The organism is Mycobacterium timonense, assembly GCF_025821985.1.
GTDB classification, from domain to species: domain Bacteria; phylum Actinomycetota; class Actinomycetes; order Mycobacteriales; family Mycobacteriaceae; genus Mycobacterium; species Mycobacterium avium.
The window spans coordinates 108,217-127,198 of record NZ_JACKSY010000113.1 but is presented as its reverse complement, the minus strand read 5'-3'; the positions used below and the strand labels follow the sequence as shown (position 1 = coordinate 127,198).

15 protein-coding genes and 1 pseudogene are annotated in these 18,982 nt (G+C 68.9%); 2 read left to right on the top strand and 14 right to left on the bottom strand.

What is annotated here, in order from left to right:
• Window positions 1–260: 260 nt before the first annotated feature.
• The 4 genes from H7I87_RS27140 to H7I87_RS27125 all read right to left on the bottom strand — a co-directional run bounded on the left by H7I87_RS27140 (window position 261) and on the right by H7I87_RS27125 (window position 4,347).
• Entirely contained in the window at window positions 261–1,211 is a 951-nt protein-coding gene (locus H7I87_RS27140; RefSeq protein WP_011723971.1) for a 4-(cytidine 5'-diphospho)-2-C-methyl-D-erythritol kinase, read from the bottom strand.
• Between the two features lie 71 nt (window positions 1,212–1,282).
• On the bottom strand, window positions 1,283–2,239 hold the full coding sequence (rsmA, locus tag H7I87_RS27135) for a 16S rRNA (adenine(1518)-N(6)/adenine(1519)-N(6))-dimethyltransferase RsmA (RefSeq protein ID WP_011723970.1): 957 nt from the start codon (window positions 2,237–2,239) through the stop codon (window positions 1,283–1,285).
• Window positions 2,203–3,330, bottom strand: coding sequence for a resuscitation-promoting factor (locus H7I87_RS27130; RefSeq protein WP_196758054.1), 1,128 nt, complete (start codon window positions 3,328–3,330; stop codon window positions 2,203–2,205). The genes rsmA and H7I87_RS27130 overlap by 37 nt, the downstream gene beginning before the upstream one ends.
• A 162-nt stretch (window positions 3,331–3,492) precedes the next feature.
• Window positions 3,493–4,347, bottom strand: coding sequence for a TatD family hydrolase (locus tag H7I87_RS27125; RefSeq protein WP_011723968.1), 855 nt, complete (start codon window positions 4,345–4,347; stop codon window positions 3,493–3,495).
• Between the two features lie 19 nt (window positions 4,348–4,366).
• On the opposite strand from H7I87_RS27125, the gene metG reads away from it, so the two are divergent.
• Window positions 4,367–5,926, top strand: coding sequence for a methionine--tRNA ligase (metG, locus tag H7I87_RS27120; protein WP_019732441.1), 1,560 nt, complete (start codon window positions 4,367–4,369; stop codon window positions 5,924–5,926).
• Window positions 5,927–6,020: 94 nt separating this feature from the next.
• Window positions 6,021–6,383, top strand: coding sequence for a PAS domain-containing protein (locus H7I87_RS27115; protein ID WP_009975300.1), 363 nt, complete (start codon window positions 6,021–6,023; stop codon window positions 6,381–6,383).
• On the opposite strand, the gene H7I87_RS27110 is transcribed toward H7I87_RS27115, so the two are convergent.
• The 10 genes and pseudogenes from H7I87_RS27110 to H7I87_RS27065 all read right to left on the bottom strand — a co-directional run bounded on the left by H7I87_RS27110 (window position 6,380) and on the right by H7I87_RS27065 (window position 18,940).
• Window positions 6,380–7,396 carry a polysaccharide deacetylase family protein gene (locus H7I87_RS27110; RefSeq protein WP_011723966.1) on the bottom strand — a complete coding sequence of 339 codons (1,017 nt, stop codon included), beginning with the start codon at window positions 7,394–7,396 and terminating at the stop codon, window positions 6,380–6,382. The two genes, H7I87_RS27115 and H7I87_RS27110, sit on opposite strands and share 4 nt — an antisense overlap.
• A gap of 22 nt (window positions 7,397–7,418) precedes the next feature.
• Window positions 7,419–9,431 (bottom strand): hypothetical protein, encoded by a 2,013-nt coding sequence (locus tag H7I87_RS27105; RefSeq protein WP_031344417.1) that lies wholly within the window; start codon window positions 9,429–9,431, stop codon window positions 7,419–7,421.
• A 97-nt stretch (window positions 9,432–9,528) separates the two neighbouring features.
• A complete protein-coding gene (locus H7I87_RS27100; protein ID WP_009975307.1) occupies window positions 9,529–10,224 on the bottom strand; it encodes a TetR family transcriptional regulator in 696 nt (231 codons plus the stop codon).
• A gap of 56 nt (window positions 10,225–10,280) precedes the next feature.
• Complete coding sequence (locus H7I87_RS27095; protein ID WP_009975308.1) at window positions 10,281–10,958, bottom strand: TetR family transcriptional regulator; 678 nt, start codon at window positions 10,956–10,958, stop codon at window positions 10,281–10,283.
• A gap of 450 nt (window positions 10,959–11,408) precedes the next feature.
• Window positions 11,409–12,080, bottom strand: a pseudogene (locus H7I87_RS27090) (FAD-dependent oxidoreductase); the annotation flags it as partial.
• Window positions 12,077–13,000: an aldo/keto reductase gene (locus H7I87_RS27085; protein WP_031348082.1), complete on the bottom strand. Its 924-nt coding sequence runs from the start codon at window positions 12,998–13,000 to the stop codon at window positions 12,077–12,079. The pseudogene H7I87_RS27090 and the gene H7I87_RS27085, both read right to left, overlap by 4 nt.
• Before the next feature lie 16 nt (window positions 13,001–13,016).
• The gene (locus tag H7I87_RS27080; RefSeq protein WP_011723964.1) at window positions 13,017–14,030 is read right to left on the bottom strand and encodes a glycosyltransferase family 4 protein; all 1,014 of its coding nucleotides are present in this window, start codon (window positions 14,028–14,030) and stop codon (window positions 13,017–13,019) included.
• Window positions 14,031–14,045: 15 nt separating this feature from the next.
• On the bottom strand, window positions 14,046–15,536 hold the full coding sequence (locus H7I87_RS27075; protein ID WP_011723963.1) for an O-antigen ligase family protein: 1,491 nt from the start codon (window positions 15,534–15,536) through the stop codon (window positions 14,046–14,048).
• Entirely contained in the window at window positions 15,533–16,996 is a 1,464-nt protein-coding gene (locus H7I87_RS27070) for a tyrosine-protein kinase domain-containing protein (RefSeq protein ID WP_063971733.1), read from the bottom strand. Before H7I87_RS27070 ends, H7I87_RS27075 begins: the two co-directional genes overlap by 4 nt.
• Window positions 16,997–17,179: 183 nt before the next feature.
• The gene (locus H7I87_RS27065; protein WP_196767235.1) at window positions 17,180–18,940 is read right to left on the bottom strand and encodes a hypothetical protein; all 1,761 of its coding nucleotides are present in this window, start codon (window positions 18,938–18,940) and stop codon (window positions 17,180–17,182) included.
• Window positions 18,941–18,982 lie beyond the last annotated feature (42 nt).

Below are 18,982 nucleotides of genomic sequence, written 5' to 3'. Positions count from 1 at the left end.
GCGGTTCGGTCTCGGATCGGTGATGCGTCGCCGGCCGCGGCAAAGACGCGGCGCCCGGTCGTCCGACAAGCGCGAATCGGGCCCGAAAAACCTTGTCGGGCCCGATTCATCAATCGTCCGCCGGAACACCCGGCGGACGATGAGATTAAGTGTTTCTGCTCAACGCTTCCCGTCACCGCGGATTATCTTAAACTCCTCTTAGGGAAGCGCCAAACTAATGGCGAAATTGGGGCTCTTTTCACAGCCGCGCTGCTCGGGTGTCACACCTCGGTCGGTGCCGGGACCACGCGGGCACCGGCCACCGGTCCGCTGGCGACCCGCACCGTGCGGCACACCCCCACCCCGGACACCTCGGTGCCGACGTCCACCGCCGCGGCCGCCGACGGGCACAGGAAGGCACACGTCGGGCCGGAGCCCGACACGATGCCCGCCAGCGCGCCGGCCTGTACGCCGGCGCGCAGGGTGCGGCGCAGGCCGGGGTTCAGGCTCACCGCGGCGGCCTGCATTTCATTGCCCAACAGCGGCGCCAACTGGTCGGCGTCGCCGGCGGCGAGCGCGGCCAGCACCGGGCCCGGCCCGGGCAGCCGCGGCGGATCGCCCGCCCGCCGCAGCCGGTCCAGCTCGGCGAACACCTTGCGGGTCAGCAGCTCGCCGTCGGCGAACGCCAGCACCCAGTGAAAGGTGTTGCGGGACAATACCGTCGCCAGCTCCTCTCCGCGGCCGGTGCCCAGCGCGGTGCCGCCGTGCAACGCAAACGGCACGTCGCTGCCCAGCTGCGCGGCGAGCATGCGCAGATCGCGGCGGGGCACGTTGAGCTCCCACAGCGAGTTCATCGCGACCAGCACCGCCGCCGCGTCGGCGCTGCCGCCGGCCATCCCGCCGGCCACCGGGATGGACTTGTCGATCATGATCGACACGTCCGGCGCCCGGCCGACGTGTTCGGCCATCAGCTCGGCGGCCTGCCAGGCCAGGTTGCGTTCGTCGGTGGGCAGCTTGTCGGCGCCCTCGCCGACGATGTCGAGCGAGAGCACGTCGGCGTTGCGCACGGTCACCTCGTCGAGCAGCGAGACGGCCTGAAAAATCGTGGTCAGCTCGTGGTAGCCGTCCTCGCGGCGATCGCCGACGGCCAGGTAGAGGTTGACTTTTCCGGGCACCCGGACGGTGACCGACCCGGTGGGCACCCAAGCCGCGGCGGTGTTGCCGTCAGACATCGTTACCCACCGCAGCAGACTATCGCTGCCGGCCGCCTTGCACACGCATCGCGACCCGGGGCGTCCCGCGATCAGCAGGCCGGGGCGCCCTGTCCGGCGGTCGGCGGGCTGGTTCCCTCGCGGTCGCTCCCGCCCCGATCGGCGGACCGCTGCAGCAGCCGGACGAAGTCGTCGATGGACAGCGTCTCGCCGCGGCGCGCCGGGTCGATGCTGGCGGCCAGCAGCCGATCCGCCGACTCGTTGCCCGAGCCGGCCCAGTCGACGAAGGCGTTGCGGCAGGTCTTGCGCCGCTGGCCGAAGGCGATGTCCACCAACTGGAACACCTGCCGGCGGAAGGCCGGGTCGGTGGGCCACGGCGAGGTCGGATAGCGGTCGATGCGCACCAGCCCCGAATACACCCGGGGAATCGGCCAGAACACCGTCGGCGACACCATGCCGCACCGGCGGACCCGGCCGAAGAAGCGGACCTTGACGCTGGGCACGCCGTACTCCTTGCCGCCCGGCTCGGCGGCCAGCCGTTCGGCCACCTCGGCCTGCACCATGACGGTCACCGTCCGGATGGACGGGAATTCGGCGAGCAGGTGCAGCAGGGCCGGGACCGCGACGTTGTAGGGCAGATTGGCCACCACCGCGGTCGGCGGCTCGGCCAGCTCGTCGCGGCGCAGCGTCAGCACGTCGCGGTTGAGCACGGTCAGGCGCTGGATTTCGCTGTGCGAGTGTTCGGCGACGGTGTGCGGCAACCGCTCGGCCAGCACCGGATCGATCTCCACGGCGGTGACGTGGGCGCCGCGGTCCAGCAACGCCAGCGTGAGCGAGCCAAGCCCGGGACCGACCTCCAGGACGTGGTCGGAGCGACTCACCCCGGACGTCGACACCACCCGGCGCACCGTGTTGGCGTCGTGCACGAAGTTCTGGCCGAGGGATTTCCGTGGCCGAAATTCAAGTTCTTTGGCCAGCCGCCTGATCTCGGTGCGCCCGAGGAGCCGGATGGTCAGCGCGCACCAGCTCTTCCGCTGCACACTGGCCACGCACCCCAACCCTGGCGCTCTCGGGTCACCTCGGCGACGGTGATCTGCTCTTCGCGGGTGGCCAGGTCGGCGCGCGGGGCGAACCGCAACCCGCCGTTGCGCTCCCACGTGCCCTGGTCGAACTGCACACCGCCGTAATACCCGTTACCGGTGTTGATCGCCCAGTTTCCGCCGGCTTCGCAGCCCGCGATGGCGTCCCAGATGGAGCCGTCGCTGATCGGCGGGACCTCGGTGCCGGGCTTGGTGCCGACCCGGACCACCGATTCGCGGGCCGGGGTGATCACCGTGTTGGCGATCGGCAGCCGGCCGGTCTCCACGCCGTTGACGGTGGCCACCGAGAAGGTGACGTCCTGCGTGCCCGGGCTGCCGGGATCCTCGACCACCTGGCGGCTCATGTTCATGTCCGGGTCTTCGATCCGGCGGGCGTTGGGCGGCAACGGCATCCGCTCGGTGACCTGCTGAATCCGGTTGCGGGTCACCTGGATCTCCATGCCGTCGACGATCGGCGCCGACGCCGGGGGCGCCACCTGGTCGCTTTCGGCCAGCGGCGCGCCGGCGGCGCTGAGCAGGCCCGCGACGTTGGGTGCCGCCAGATGCACGGTGCGCACGGCGCCGCCGTCGTTGATGCGCACCGTCTTGGCGCTGACGACGGGCAGGGCCATGCCGGCCAGCGGCACCCGGCTGCCGCGGTTGGCCGCGGCCGGGGCGGTATCTGTCATGGCCAGCTGGGCCAGCGCCTCGTCGACCGTGGAGGCCGTGGTCCACACCTGCTTGGTGTCGTGGCCGTCCAGGGAGATCTGCAGCGGGCGGCTGCGCCGCAGCACGATCTTGCCGGCGTCGTGCACCGCGACATCGGCGGCGGGGTACAGGTCGTCACGGTCGTCGACGACGAAGCCGTTCTCCTCGACGACGTCGATCACCTTGGACTTCATCGTGGTCACCCGCATGGCGACACCGTCGACGGTCAACGTCACCGTCTTGCACACCGAAACCGCGTATCCGCCCGCGAATGCCAGGACTACCAGCAGCCCCCCGACCACGAGCCGCAACATCGGCGAAGGGTTCTGATGAAGTTTTGTCAATACACTCAACGCGCGCTACCCAACCTCAGCAACCACTCACTCAGCGGCAATTCACAAATGAAGGGCCCGCAGGCCCACCCGTTCGATCACAAGACGGTAACGAACCGGCCAATATTGGGCAACTCCGACGCGGCGATGCTAAAAGAATCACCCGTTCGCCGGCCCTGATCGTCAGGCCAGTCCGTACACCCGTCGAGCATTGTCCGTCGTCACCGCGGCCAGCTCTTCGGGGCGGCGATCCACCAGTTCGGCGATCGCCCGAACAGTATAAGGAAGGCAGTAGGGCTCATTGGCCGTCCCCCGGTGCGGGTGCGGGGTCAAAAACGGCGCATCCGTTTCCACCAGCAGCTGCCCGGGCGGTATCAACGGCACGGCTTCGCGCAGGGCGCGGGCGTTGCGGAAGCTCACGGTGCCGGACAGGCTCAGCAGCCAACCGGCGTCCACGCAGCGGCGGGCCATGGCCGCATCCGACGAGAAGCAGTGGAAGATCACCACGTCCGGGGCACCCTCGGCGGCCAGCACGTCGAGCACCTCGGCGTCGGCCTCCCGGTTGTGGATCATCAGCGGTTTCCCGCACCGTTTGGCCAGATCGATATGCCAGGCGAAGGCCTCGCGCTGCACGGCCGGCTCGGCGCAGCCGTCCAGCCGCCCCGGCCAGTACAGGTCCATGCCGGTCTCCCCGACCGCCACCACCCGGGGGTGGGCCACCAGCCGCTCGATCTCGGCGCGCGCCGCGTCGTCCAGCGCGTCGGCGCGGGTGGGATGCAGCGCCGTGGCCGCGTACACCCGCGGATCCCACTCCGCCGCGCGGGTGACCCAGCGCGCCGAGTCCAGGTCGTCGGCGACGGTGACCACCGCCTGCACCCCCACCGCCGCCGCGCGGTCCACGATGGCCCGCACGTCGGCGGCTCCCGTCTCCGGTCCGGCGGCGCAGGCGTCGAGGTGGGTGTGGGCGTCGATCAGGGGCGCCAGCGGCTCCGGGGCGGGCGGGGCTTGTCGTTCTCGTCGGTTGGAGCTCACGCGCACACAATAAGGTGGACTCTCGATGAGGCCCTTCTACGTCACCACCGCGATCACGTACCCCAACGGCGACCCGCACGTCGGGCATGCCTACGAGTACATCGCCACCGATGCCATCGCCCGGTTCAAGCGGCTCGACGGCTTCGACGTGCGATTCCTGACCGGCACCGACGAGCACGGCCTCAAGATGGTCGAGACCGCGGCGGCCGAGGGCATCGGCACGGCCGAGCTGGCCCGGCGCAATTCCGATGTGTTCCAGCGGCTGCAGGAGCGGTTGAACATCTCCTTCGACCGCTTCATCCGCACCACCGACCCCGATCATCACGAAGCGTCCAAGGCGATCTGGCGGCGGATGCAGGCGGCCGGCGACATCTACCTGGACAGCTATTCCGGTTGGTATTCGGTGCGCGACGAGCGGTTCTTCGTCGAATCGGAGACCAAGGTGCTCGACGACGGGACGCGGGTGGCCGCCGAAACCGGCGCCCCGCTGACCTGGACCGAGGAGCAAACGTATTTCTTCCGGCTGTCGGCCTACACCGACAAGCTGCTGGCCCACTACGAGGCGAACCCGGATTTCATCGCCCCCGAGGTGCGGCGCAACGAGGTGGTCAGCTTCGTCTCCGGCGGCCTGCGCGACCTGTCCATCTCGCGCACCTCGTTCGACTGGGGCGTCAAGGTGCCCGATCATCCCGACCACGTCATGTACGTCTGGGTCGACGCGCTCACCAACTACCTGACCGGGGTGGGATACCCGGACACCGAATCGGAGATGTTCCGCCGCTACTGGCCGGCCGACCTGCACATGATCGGCAAGGACATCATCCGGTTCCACACCGTGTACTGGCCGGCGTTTCTCATGTCGGCCGGAATCGAGCTGCCCCGAAGGGTTTTCGCGCACGGGTTTTTGCTCAACCGCGGCGAGAAGATGAGCAAGTCGGTGGGCAACATCGTCGACCCGATCACGTTGGTGGACACCTTCGGCGTCGACCAACTGCGCTACTTCCTGCTGCGCGAGGTGCCGTTCGGCCAGGACGGCAGCTACACCGAGGACGCGATCATCACCCGGATCAACACCGATCTGGCCAACGAGCTGGGCAACCTGGCGCAGCGCTCGTTGTCGATGATCGCCAAGAACCTGCACTCGGTGGTGCCCGAACCCGGTGACTTCACCGGCGACGACCGTGAACTGCTGCAGACGGCCGACGGTTTGTTGCCGCGGGTGCGCGCCAGTTTCGACTCGCAGGCGATGCACCTGGGCCTGGAAGCGATCTGGCTGATGCTCGGTGAGGCCAACAAGTACTTCTCGGCGCAACAGCCGTGGGTGTTGCGCAAGAGCGAGTCCGAGGCGGATCAGACCCGGTTCCGCACCGTCTTGTACGTCACCTGCGAGGTGGTCCGCATCGCCGCGCTGCTGGTGCAGCCCGTCATGCCCGATTCGGCCGGCAAGCTGCTGGATCTGCTGGGGCAGGGCCAAGATCGGCGGGCGTTCGACGCGCTGGGCGCGCGGCTGGCTCCGGGTACGGTGCTGCCGCCTCCGACCGGTGTGTTTCCCCGCTACCAGGCGGAGTCGGAGAAAGTCGATTGAGCGGCGTTGGACGAAAGCCTCCAACCCAACCTGTGCCATAGACCATAATCGGCTCGTGGAACGACGCCAGAACCGGCAACACAGCCAATCGCCGATGACCACCCTCAGGGAGCTGCCCGCACTGGTCGTGCTGGAGCGGATCCCGGTTCCCGTGCTGGCCATCGCGGGTGACGGCAGTATCTTGTTCGCCAACACCGCATTTGCCGACATGCTGGGCTACCAGCCCCAGGAGGCACTGGCGCTGCGCTTCGAGCAGATCTTCCATCACGCCCCGGCGTCGGAGTCGCTGTTGGCGACGGTGCATGCGCTGGCGAACATGGTGGTCGAACTGGCGCACCGGGACGGGTCGGTGGTTCGCGCGATGATGAGCAAGTCGGCGGTGATGCGCGCCGACGACCAGTTCGCCCTGGCCGCGTTCCAGGACCTCACCGAACAGCTTTGGGAAGAGGCGCGCTAACGGCGCGGCAGTCCGCCGGAGACCAGCAGCTTGAAGTAGTTCAACGACGCGTCGCCGCCCACCGCCAACCGCGGTAACGCCAGCGGGTCGCAGCTCCGGTCGGCGAATCCCGGTGCGGTGGACAGCGCCCAGCGCACCCCGCGGGCCCGCAACACGTCCTTGGCCCGCTCGTCGAAATCCTGCAACCGGCCGTTGGGGTAGGCGAAAACCGTTGGCGGCGAGCCTGTCTCACGCTCGATGACGGCGCACGACTCGGTGATCTCCCGGTGCAGTTTAGCGTCGTCGCAACGGGCCAGGATCGGGTGGGTCACCGTGTGCGGATACAGCGTCACCAGCGGCTCGGCGGCCAGTTGGCGGGCTTGCTCCCAGCTGAGCATCCGGAAAGGCCCGCCGTCGCTGTCGTCGTGATGACCGAGCGCGCAGAGGATCTCGTCCAGCGCCGCGATGCGCTGCGGGTCGGGCAGGTTTTTCAGTTTCTCGACCACCACCGCGTACGCCGCGCCGCGCTCGATGTTGCTTTTCAGCGGGCGGGTTCCCAATCCCCATGGCGTCAAGTCGATTTCGCGTGCCGGGCTGCGGGCGATGGCCAGCCAGAGCCGGTCGGGCCACAGCGTTCGGTCGGTGCCGATCGGGCCGGTCGCCAAGAACACCGCCGCGGGCAGTTCCAGCTCGCGCAGCACCGGCATCGCGTGGGTCGCCAGGTTGCGGGTGCCGTCGTCGAAGGTGATCGCCAGGGCCCGCGGCGGCAGCGTCCCGCCGGCCAGCCTGTCCAGGGCGTCCTCGAGGGCGAGCACGTTGAAATGCGCGCGCACGTAGCGCAATTGGCGGCGAAACAGCGCGGCGCCCGACACGTGCCAGCAGGGCGGCGACGGCGGTCGGTCTTCCACCCCGTGGAACATCAGGATGGCGAGTGCGTCGCGGTGTCGCCGCCGGGCCAGCGCGTCGAGCCCGGCGGCGCACAGCAATCCGGCCGCCGCGTTCTTGACGGTCGCGCGCGTCGCGATGGCTCTCACGCGTGCCCTCGGGGCCGAAACCCTAGCGGCGCCGCCATGATTCGCGTCGCACCCGCCACAGGATCACCCCGGCGCCGACGACGGCCACCGCCAGCCAGCCCGCGCCGAACCACCACAGCCAGTCCAGGTCGGAGTGATGCCCGGCGCCCGCGGCGGACGCACCGGCGGCCAGCGGCGGATGGTCGACGGTGACCGGATCCTGTCCGGGCACCGACACCACCGCGACGCCGTTGAGCCGCTGCCAGTGCTTGTCGGTGTCGCTCTTGAGCCACCGGATCAGCTCGTCGAGCTGCCCGGCCGCGCCGTTGGACGTCGCGATCAGCAACGACCTGCCGTGGTGGAAAACCGTTTGCAGAGAAGCGAATCGCAGCACCGGGTCCAAGGTGAGCTTGGTGGGCTTGTCGCCGGAGTTGACGGCGTTGACAGTGATCGGGCCGCTGGGCCCGGCGGCCACCGGCAGCGTCACGTCGGACTGGTTCCACCCGTCGGCCGAGATCAGCAGCGCCGGATTCGACGAGTCGATCGCTTGTTTGACGGTGGTGACGGTCGTGTCGATCGGTATCGCGCTGATCCGCTGCAGGCCCACCAGGAGATCGAGCGCGCGCACCGTGTCGACGAACGAGTGCTCGGCGATGCCGACCTGCAGGCGGGGCAACAGCGATTGGGGCATCGACTGGAACCCGTCCGGCACCGGCGGCGCGGCCGGGCTGCTCTGGATGACGCTGTCGCCGTTGATGTTCAGCGTGAGCAGTTGGTTGCCGGGGCCGGCGGTGTAGAAGTCTCCGCAATGCCCGACGTTGCTCGCGACGTCGAGAACCAGATCCAGGCTGGTGTAGCGCTGCAGCAGCCGATCGGGCACGTCGACCCAGCGGTCGATGGTGCCGTGGCCGTCGGTCGGCCAGTGGTCGATGGTCTCCCGGCCGACCGTGACGGCGATCTGGCCGGCGATGTTGCTCGGCGTCGGCGTGTACGAACCCTGCAGATGCACCCGCACCGAATGCACGGATCTGCCGAAGCGGGTCTGGTCCAGCCCGATCGAGATCCGGGGCTGCAGCGACGTCGCTTTGACGACCGACTGGCCCAGTTCGCGCAAAGTAGCGCTGTCCGAAGGCAATTGGGGCTTGGGCTTGGGTGATTCCACCGCGACCTTGGACGCCAGGGCCATATCCGACAGGTCGCCGAACAGCAGGGCGGTGTCCGATTCGTCGGTGCGGTTCAGCGGCCCTGAGACCAGCAACCACGGCACCCCGGCGGAGCCCTGCAACGAAAGCCCGTTGTCCGGGCCCTCTTTGATGACGACCTGGCGTTCCAGCGATTGCGGCGGCGCCGGGGGAGCCGCCTGCCCTTCCTGCAATGGGACCACCACGATGTCGGGAGCCTGCTTGCCGTAGTGCGCGGCGGCGGCGGTGGCCAGCTGAATCGCCGTGTCGGACTCCGCCGTCGACGGCGATTGCGGCAGATAGATGGTCAGCTTGCGCAGCACCGGCGGCAGGAAGTGGGACACGGTGGTGGGCGGCAGCTCGGTGCCGGTGTAGTTGACGGTCCCGTTGACCAGCCGCAGCGGGCTCTCCGGGTACAGGCAGTAGCCGTCCAACGGCACCAGGTAGGCCCGCAACGTCACGTTCAGCCAATTGCCGGTCACCTCGGCCCCGTTCAGCGGGACGACCAGCGGCGCCTGGTCGGTGGTGGGCAGGTTCAGCCTGGCGATGGTGCGCTCCCCCTGGGTGACGGTGAGCAACCCGGACCGCAGGTTGATCGGCAGTTCCACCGTCGCGTTCAGCGCGGTCGGGGTCAGCCCGTGCAGCACCGGCAGCGACAACTGCTGGGTGCTGGTCAGCCCCCAGAATTCCAGGGTGGACGACGACCCGAGGTCGGGCATCGACAGCGTCGTGGTGGTGGTGGTCGTGCTCGCCGTCGAGTCCGAGGGGGCGCTCGGATCGGCGGGCGCGGCCCAGGATTCCGGGACGCTGTTCACCAAGAATCCGACGACACCGGCCAGTGCGATTACCCGGCCGAGGGATTTCCGCAACTTCACCGGAACAGTATGCATTGTTGAAAGCGCTTCAACCCCAATAACGGAAATGCGATCGTGACGACCGAAGCGGCACCCGGGCAACGGCTCTCGCCGAAGGCTATTCGCCTTCCGGTTCCGCGCCGGGGTTGGCTGTGGCGTGGCGCATTCCCTCGCGGCGCAGGAATTGCTCGAAATACGGCAGCGATGCCTGCGAGACGATGCCGGGCAGCAGCAGGCTCCAGATCTGGTGCAACCGCGCGGTGGGGTCGCCGATGATGTCACCGATTCGGCCGTGACCGGAAATGGTGCTCGCTATCAACCGGGCCCCGAATATGGTGCCCATCAGCGACGCGCTCAGCACGTCGGGGTCGATGTCGTCGCGCAGGTCGCCTTCCTTGATCGCCCGCCGCGCCTCCTGCGCCGTTTCCAGCACCAAATTCGCGTAGAAGCGCGATGCCGCACCGTTGAATCCGCTTAGCGCGGTGGCCAATTGCGCTGCGGCGCGCACCATTTTGTCCGACCGCAAAACCTCGACGATGGTGAAGGTGCCGTGCACCAGGTTTTCCAGCCCCGGCGACGATGACCCGCACACGTTGCGGAACGCACTGAGCAGCCGGTCGGAGCCCTCCTCGATGATGTTGGACGCCAACGATTCTTTGGAATCGAAGTGGTGATACAGGGCGCCCTTGGTCATGCCGGTCCGCTCGATGATGGTGCTCCACCCGGCCGCGGCGTAACCGACCTCGCCGAAGACTTCGATCGCCGAGTCCAGGATCTTCTGCCGGGTGGCCTCAGACCGAACTTGGCGGGCCATCGCCCCCGCACCCCCGCAGGCTCGTCGGATGTGCAGACCGCGCGTCGGCCCGGCTGCTAGGACTCGTCATCATCGGTTGCACTGGTGTTGATCGCGAGGGCAGCACGCCTGCGCAGGAACTGTTGAAAGTACTCGGTGCGGTCCGGCTGCAGGATCCCGGTGAGCAGCAGCGACCAGCACTTCTCCAGATCACGCAGGAACCGTTCCGGGTCGTCCAGGTTGCTGGTCTTGCGCAGCCCCATGTGCAGCGACACCATCAACCGGCCGATGTCCTGCGGATCGCAGTGCTCGTTGATGTCGCCCTCGCCCTTGGCCTGCTCGGCCACCCGGGCCAGGGCCTTGATCCACCGGTCGAACAGCTTCTCCTGCAACCCGTCGGACAGCCCGACCGACTCCATCAGGTTGAGCCCGGACCGGACCAGGTCCGTCTTGATGTCCTTGACGGCGATCAGATAGGAGAAGTCGATCAGCGTCTCCAGGCCGGAGAGCCCGCGGGTCAGCAGGTCCTGCACGGCGACGGCGCCGCTGGCGGTCTGGCTCTCGATGATCGCGACCGCTAGCGCGTGCTTCGACTTGAAGTGGAAGTACATCGCGCCCTTGGTCAGCTCGGCCTCGGCGAGGATGTCGTCGAGGCCGACGTCGTGGTAGGGCCGCCGGGCGAACTGGTGCGATGCGGCCCGCAGGATCTGTTGCCGGGTCGCATCCGCTCGTCCGTCGGTCGAATGGGTGGTCATCGTGTTCGAAAGCTCGGCTCCCCTGTGGGGGCGGTGATGAGGCACGCGTTCCTGCCGGGCCCGGCGCCGCGGGCCGTGGCGCCGGCCGTCGCGTTGACGACGCCGTTGCTCGAGCAGGGCACAAGTACCTCGGTTCTTTTAGGGGATCGGAGCGAACACGGATTCGCGTCGCTCGAGACATTTAGCCCACCACAGAGGTTAGCAGTCATACGGCTGTCCTGGTTGACGCGCTCGTAAATACCTGCGGTCTAGGTCACACCGTGTTGTCAAACTATTAGTATGTTTTGTACGCTATTGTGCGATGGTCAGTTTGCAGACGGGCTAAACAACGTCTCGGTCGTCTTTTCCGCGTAAGGGGAAACACATGTCGTTCGTCACGGCGAACCGCTGGTCACCGGTCCCGCAGGGGCCACAGACCTCGGCTGACCAGGACTTTTCCGCTGCATCGACGGTGGCGACCACCTTGCCCTGGGCGCCGGGCAACGTCTTGACCACCAGGTGATCGACGCGGCCGCCGGCCGGCTCGGTCACGATCTCGGTGCAGGTGAGTCCGGTCCACAGCGTCAGTCCGGCGGTGCGCCGCAACGCTTTTCGATAATGCCGGCCGAACCGGGTGGGCAGCGCCCAGCGCTCCAGGTCGGTGCTGCGGACGGCGCCGTCGGGCAGCCCGGCGACCAGGTCCCGGTGCGCGAGTTCGGGGATGTCGCGGGCGTTGAACACCGCCCGGCCGCAGGCCGCCCAGTCGCAGGCCCGCTGCAGGTACGGCTCAACGTCGTCGTATCCGATCGGCCACGGCGCCTGTTCGGTGATAAGCCGGTGCTCGAAGTCGATGCGGTCGAACTTGACGCAGCGCCCACCCCACAGCGCCGAGGTTCCTCCCACCTGCCGGCGCACCGTCAGCCCGCTGCGCGAATGGAAATAGTCGTCGTGCCGCGAATCGAATTCGGCCAGTTGCTGCGCCGCGCGGTCCGGGCGCTGCGCACCGCTTTCGATCAGCACCACCTGCACACCCGAGGCGGCGAGTTCCAGCGCGGTCACGATGCCGATCGGGCCGGACCCGACGACCGCCACGTCGGTGGTGATGGTCATGCCGGGGGTGAAGTCCCGCGCGCCGCGGATCATCCGGCCCGCCCCCCGCGGAATTCGGTGACCAGGGCGAGGAACCGCGCGACGGTCTCGGCGTCCGGGGCGGCGACGGCGGCCGCCGCCTCGGCCACCCGCGGCGGCCGCGTGGTGCTGTAAATGATTGCGCGGCAACCGGTTGCGGTAGCCGACGCGGCGAGGATCAGCCGGGCGAGCACACCGGGTGCCAGCGGGTCGAGCTGCAGGGCCCGGCGCCAGCGGCCCGCCAGCTCGGGGTCGGCCCGCAGGGCCGTGGACAGGGCGGCGTGCGGCCGGCGCAGCACCGCGAACGCGAGATCGGCCGCGCGCGGGGCGGGGTCGAGCAGGTCGCTGCGCAGCTGGCTGATCCCGTGCGGGGCGAATGCGCGGGCGAAGTCGACCTCGAGCCCCTCGTCCTGGGAAACCCCCCAGGCGCGGATTTTGCCCTGCCCGCGGGCGCGCTCGAAGAATTCGCACAGTTGCGCGGCGGCGACCGTGTCCTGGGGCCGGGGGGCATGGACGAAGAGAATGTCGACGTAATCGACCCCGAGGGCCGTCAGACTGCGCTCCAGGCTGCGCGCCGCGCCGGCGGCGTCGTACACCCGGGCGGTCGCCGGGGGTTCCTGCTGCCGCTTGACGATGCGGCGCAGCGTGGGTGCCTTTTTCAGCAGTGCGCGCGCCGGCGCCTGGAAGCGGCCGAGCCGGCGGGCCGCGCCGCCGACGTCGATGCCGAACTTGGTGGCGATGGTGACGCTGTCCCGGTCGACGGTGCGCAGGAAGGTCCCGAGCTCCGCCTCCGCCCGCCCCAGCCCGTACATGCGTGCGGTGTCGAAATGGGTAATGCCGCTGTCGAGCGCGGCGCTGAGCACCGCCATCCGGTCCTTGCGCGACGGCGACTGCATCAGCGCGCCGCACCCGAAACCTATTGCGCTGACCGTCAATTGCCCTCCGGCGAGCTCAACCCGCCGCAACGTCGCAGCCCTGGTAGATGCGGCGCAGCTCGGCGTCGATGACGCGCGGGCTGCGGGTGGCCGCGATGTGTTGTTGACCGCGTAACCCGTCCCGCTGCGCCAGCTCCGGGTCGCGCAGGTACCGGCCGATCGCGTCGGCCAGCGCGGGCACGTCGTCGACCGGGACCAGCATGCCCGGGTCGGGGGCGATCTGCGCGGTCCCGCCGACCGGAGTCGCCACGAACGGCCGCGCGCCGGCCAGCGCCTCGGTCAGGATCATCGGCATTCCCTCGGCGAACGACGGCAGCGCCACCACCCGGACCGAGCGGAGCAGCGCACGGACCCGGTCGGGAGGTATCGGGCCCTCGACGGTCAGCCGCTCGGTGGCCGGCGGGATGTAGTCGTCGATGGGACCGATTATCCGGCAACGGCCTTCGATGCCCTCGGCGAGAAGCAGCTTCCAGGCAGCGACCAGCCGGTCCACCCCTTTGCGGCGCCCCACGGTGCCGGCGAACAGCACCACGGGCGGCGTCGAGCCGGCCCCGGGCGCCTCCTCGTCGACCACGATCGGGTTGGGCACCACGGCGGTGCGCACCGTGGGCGCCACCTCCAGCAGGGCGGCGCGCGCCTGCTCCGACAGCAGGATCACCTTGTCCGCATGCCGCAACGTGGCGGCCACGAAGCGGGGGCGGCTCCGGGCGAACTCGGGAAAGTCGGAGCCGTGCAGGGTGACGATCACCCGAAACCCCTTGGCGCCGGCCAATCTGATCAACGGTCCTTCGCGCAGCCAGGCGCCGCCGTTGGAGACGTGGAAGTGCACGATGGAGCCGGCCGCTGACCGGGCCAGTGTGGTCCCCGCCCGCGCGGTGAGCCACAGGTTCTTGACCTGGTTGGGGCCGTTCCACGTCGACAGCACGCGAATCCGGTCGGCGCCGATGTTGTTGTCGTGGATGACCCGGATGACGGACTGGGTGCCGCCGATGCTGTACCTGTCGGGCCCTACGTGTGTCACCGCGATCATCGTGGCCGACCCCGACTAGCTGGAAGTGCCCACGCCGACAGGGGAATTGGAGATGGGACCGGGCGGCGCGCAGCGGTCGTCGAGCTGCCTCTCCCGTCGGCGCAGGCCGGCGTAGCCCATCGCCGCCCCCAGCGCCATGCCCAATCCCAGGGCGTCCATCGGCATCTCCGGCAACGGCCACACCGCGGAGATCGCCAGCAGGCCCGCGGCCACCGCCGCCGCGATCTTGGCCGGCCCGGACGTACACCGCAGCGCCAGGATCACCGGCGTGAGCGCGAACAACACGAACGCGGCCATGCCCACCGCCCCGGCCTTGGCCAACCACCACAGGTAGAAGTTGTGCGAATACGCCGGATAGAGGTATCGGTGGAATTCGTCGTCCCCGGTCGGCGGCTGGTACACGTAGCCCAGGCCGTGGCCGAAAAGCGGTGCGCTGGCGATGGTTTCCTTGAGAAGGTTGATCTCGCGCAGTCGTTCCAGCGCCGAATCGTCCACCGCGAGCGCGCTGGACGTCACCCCGCCCAGCACCCGCTGGTTGAATGCGACGTACTGGTCGGCGAGCCACGCCCCGGTCTTCGACCGCTGCAGCAAAAACAGCGACCCGGGCACCGTCACCGCGACCAGGGTCGCGCCGACCGTCGCGGCCACGATCGTCCGCCGCACCGCCGCCCAGCTCAGGCTGCCCAGCAGGGCGACCGCGGCCGCCACTCCCATGGAGATCAGCGTGTTACGGGAGAAGGACAGCAGCGAAATGCTCAGTGCCGGTGGGCCTAACGCCAGATACAGCCTGGGCCGCACCCGGCCGACGATGGGCGCAGCGACGAGTGCGCTCAGCACCGCGGTGGCCGGCGTCTGGGTGGACAGAATGATGCGCATCGCCTGGCCGGCGCCCGTGGTGCCCTCCAGGCTCTCCGCCCGGCCCGCCAACCGGATGGAGTACAACGAACTCACGATCGCCATGCCCGCCGAAAACCACAGAATCGCGATCATCACCCGGATCGACCAGGTGACGTGACCGCTGTAGACGACGAACAACGCGAGCACGAAACCGAGGGCCATTTCCAGCATGGTGGTCGACTCGCGGGTCACCACCAGCGCGGAGTTTCCGACCAGGAACCCGGTGACGGTGGAACACACCGCGGTGACGGCCAGGATCCCGGGCAGCAGGAAATCGGAGGACCGCGGTTTGGCGGCCGGGATCAGATAGCAGATCGCCAGGAAGGCGGCCAGGTGGTAGGCGTAAATGGTCAGCGGGCCAAAGACTTTGCCGACGTGCAACCCTTCGGGCAGGGCCGCGAACGCCCCGAACAGCGTAACCCCAACCATCCCTTCGGGTTTCACCCAATACACCACCACGCAGAACAACGCGGCGGTCAGCAGCACCCCCTCGGTGGTCCGGCGCACCGACAGCACCCCGAACACGAAGCACCCGAACACGAACATCGCCAGCAGGACGCCGTCCACTGCCAGGCGGTGCCGAGCCCGCAGGTACGGAATCGGAATCACGCCGGCCTGCTGACCTTCGACCGGTAGGCGCGGTCGGCGGCCCGGATGTGCAGCGACTGGCGGGCATCGGTCAGCACGGTGCCGACCACGTGTGCCCCGGCCGCGCGCAGCGCGGTCAACGCGTCCCGCAGTTCGTCGGCGGTGGTGCGCTTGGCCCGGACCACCAGCACCGTGGCCGGGACGGCGCCGGACAGCAGGCCGGTGTCGGCGGTGGCCAGCACCGGCGGCCCGTCGATCACGATCCGGTCGAAGCGCGAGGACAATTCCTGCACCACCCGGTCGACCACTTCCGGCAAATACGCACTGGGAGGCAGACTTTCGCGGCGAGCCGACCGCGACGCCAGGATGAACAGCCGCGAAATCGGCGTCGGCTTCACGACTTCGGCCGCGGCGGCGGGGTTGGCCAGCGCGCTGGCGAGTCCCTCCCCCGATTCGACGCGCAGCAATCCGGCGATCACGTGCCGGCGGCTGTCGCCCTCGACGAGCAGTGCGTCCTCGCCCAACTCGGCCAGCGCGAGCGCCAGGTTCATCGCGGTGGTCGTCGTGCCTTCGCCGCCGAACGGCCCGGTCACCAGCACCTGGCGGGCGTCGGGGCCCATCGCCCTGAGCAGCCGGGTGCGCATGCCGCGCACCGCGTCGTCGAATGCGGTGTCGGTGCCGAACCGCGGTGTCCCGCCCCGCCGTCCCGGCAGCTCGGCCAAAGTGGGCAGGCCCGAAAGCTCTTCCAGCTTCGCGCGGGTGCGCACGGTGCGATCGCCGGCCTCGCGGGTCAACGCCACCGCGATGGCCAGCAGCAGACCGGCGATGAACCCGATCACCATGTTCCTCAGCGGCACCGGCGAAACCGGGACGTTCGGCACCCGGGGCGGCTCCACCATGGTGGCCCGCGCGAGCGGCCACGGCTTGCCCGTCGGCCCCACCGCCGCCGGCGCTTCCGGCGGCTGGCCCGGCGGTGGTGTCGTTTCGGCCACCTCCGGTCGTGGCCCCGCGGTCGCCTGCGCACCCACCGTGTTCGGGCCGGTGTTCGGGGCGATCGTCGGCAGCAGCGCGCTGAACTGATTCGCCATGGCGCCCGCCAGCGCGGCGGCGCGCGCCGGGTCGGTGTCCTTGACGCTGATGGTGAACATCACCGACTTCGGGGTGTATTTCACTTGGGTCTGGCTCAGCAGATCGTCGGCGCTCATCGGAAGCTGGAGCTGACGGATGGCCCGCTCGGCCACGATGTGCCCGCCGGCGATCTGGGCGTAGGACGACAGCCGTTCCTGTGCCGTTTCCGTGCCGCTGTACACCTCGTTGAGGTCGGTGGCGCCGGAGAACGAGATGAGGACCGTGGCCGACGACTGGTAGTGCTTGGTCTGCAGTGCCGTGACGAACGCGGCGCCGACGGTACACGCCAGCAGGGCGGTCAGGGCGAGTTTCCAGTGCGCGCCGAGAATCCGGACGAAGGTACGGAAATCCATCGGCTAGTAACCTTTCTAAAAGCCTTCAGCGCGAAGCGAAGTCTTCGGCTTTCCGGTAGCGGCCGCGCTGCTCCTGCAGATTATGCAGCATCGTCAGGCGGGGTTTGGCGGAATCGGAAGTCCCGCTGCGCGGGTTCACCACGGCTCCGGCGGCGTGTTCGGCCAGGTGGTGCGCCGCCGGGATCAGGCGGTCGAGGCTTCGCGCGCCAGGTTCAGCGTGGCGAGCGGATAGCATCCGTTGCCGTCGCGTCCGTCGCGCGCCAGCCGCATGGGCGGGTAGTTCACCACGTGCTCGGCGCCCGGCTTGTGCTGTTGCCAACCGACCGCCGCGCACAACGTGTAGTGCCCCGGCGACACGCCCGCCAGGTCGATGTGAACGGTCTCGACAGACGACACCGGGGCGGGTTCCTTGCCCGCGCCGTCCGGTCCCGGCACCAGCGTTTTCAGCGTCACCCGCGCGGGCAGCGTGCGCACCACCGCCCCCGAGAAGTCGACCAGCCGGTAGCCGGGGACCCAGTTCTCGGTGGCGGCCGCGGAACCGTAATTGGTCCACGTGACGTCCAATGTCGCCTTGCCGTCGGCCAACGATTGCGATCCCTGCCGCGCCTCGGCCGAATACCGGTAGCCGGCCACGACGTTGGCCTGCGCCCACAGCAGGTACAGCGCCGGGTCCATCGGGGTGCTCGCATCCACCGCCGGGAAGTTGAAGCTCGACGTCATCGACACGTGGTACTTCATGACGTCGCGCAGGCCCTTTTCGTAGTAGGACCGCGGATCGGTCCCGGCCGGCAGCTGGCACCATTCGGTGATCACCGGTGCCGCGGCCATCCGGTCGCGCAGCGCGCCGACCAGCGGGTCTTTGGTCTGCACGTAGTGCGAGCCGTCCCTTTCCGCCCAGGCCGGCAGCGGGTCCTGCACGCCCAGGCAGTCGGCGCGGATGCCGACCGGGGCGGACAGCCGCTTGGTGACGTCGTCGGCGATCAACTGGCGCACGATCTCCGGGTTGAGCGCCGTCGTCACCAATTGCGTGTGGGGAAAAGCCTTTACGGTCGCCTCGACCAGCTGGCGAATGGAACCGGCGGTGATGTTCTGGTCCCGGAATTGGCTGAAATACCCCAGTTTCGCCACACTTTCGTCGGGCGCCGGGCCCGGCGCGCCCAACGAGTCACGCAGATACGAGATGTGGTTCTCGCTGAAATCGCCGTAGCCGGAGAACTCGAACACGCTGAGCCGCTCGTCGCCGTCGTACCGGCGCCCCAACGCGGCCAACAGCTGCCCGAAGGCGTTGAGGTAGTTCTGGTCGTTCCAGTTCGGCACGACCTGCGTCACCCCGGGTGACCACCAATATCGTTGCGGACCGGTGTAATTGGTGGCCGCCGGGCGCATCCAGTCGGGCATCGCGATGTTGGTGTTGTTCGGATAGACGGTGTCGCAACAGGAGTTGTAGGCGACCACCCGCAGGGTCAACCGCATGTTGCGGCTGGCCAGCTTCGCCAGCGCGTCGTCGATCACGCTGAAATCGAATTTGCGGTCGTCGGCAGCGTCGGGCGGCAGGCTGCTCGGATCGGTGGGCTGCAGCTGTCGCCACGGAACACGCAAACTGGCGTCCTGCGACGCCGGCCAGGCCGGGTAGCGACGCTGCGCCGGATTGCCTTGCGGGAAAAGCGGTTGCAACAGATCTTCGTACTGGCCGCGCAGCGGATTCGGAACGTCCTGCACCGACAACGGGATGGCCGGGCTGGCGATCAGCGAAAGCGGACCGAGATCGCCGCGCTGACCGCACCCGTCGAGCAGCAGCGCCAGGCACACCCCGACGACCAGAACGATCTTCCTCGTTCTCGCCGCCGCCGTGGCGCGGGCTGATCCGCGCCCGGCGGCGACGGTTCGCCGTGGTTGCGGAACGGCATCGGCGGGCATTGCTCGCCGAAACGCCGTCTCCATCATGGGGCTGCAACCTCTCTGGCGGCTCGCGGCCCGCGGCCGTCG

Bases quoted from the DNA above. Each gene is read 5' to 3' on its own strand.
- H7I87_RS27140 (WP_011723971.1), bottom strand. From the start codon at position 1,211: ATGTCTGACGGCAACACCGCCGCGGCTTGGGTGCCCACCGGGTCGGTC.
- metG (WP_019732441.1), top strand. From the start codon at position 4,367: ATGAGGCCCTTCTACGTCACCACCGCGATCACGTACCCCAACGGCGAC.
- H7I87_RS27115 (WP_009975300.1), top strand. From the start codon at position 6,021: ATGACCACCCTCAGGGAGCTGCCCGCACTGGTCGTGCTGGAGCGGATC.
- H7I87_RS27100 (WP_009975307.1), bottom strand. From the start codon at position 10,224: ATGGCCCGCCAAGTTCGGTCTGAGGCCACCCGGCAGAAGATCCTGGAC.
- H7I87_RS27095 (WP_009975308.1), bottom strand. From the start codon at position 10,958: ATGACCACCCATTCGACCGACGGACGAGCGGATGCGACCCGGCAACAG.
- H7I87_RS27080 (WP_011723964.1), bottom strand. From the start codon at position 14,030: ATGATCGCGGTGACACACGTAGGGCCCGACAGGTACAGCATCGGCGGC.
- H7I87_RS27070 (WP_063971733.1), bottom strand. From the start codon at position 16,996: ATGGATTTCCGTACCTTCGTCCGGATTCTCGGCGCGCACTGGAAACTC.
- H7I87_RS27065 (WP_196767235.1), bottom strand. From the start codon at position 18,940: ATGATGGAGACGGCGTTTCGGCGAGCAATGCCCGCCGATGCCGTTCCG.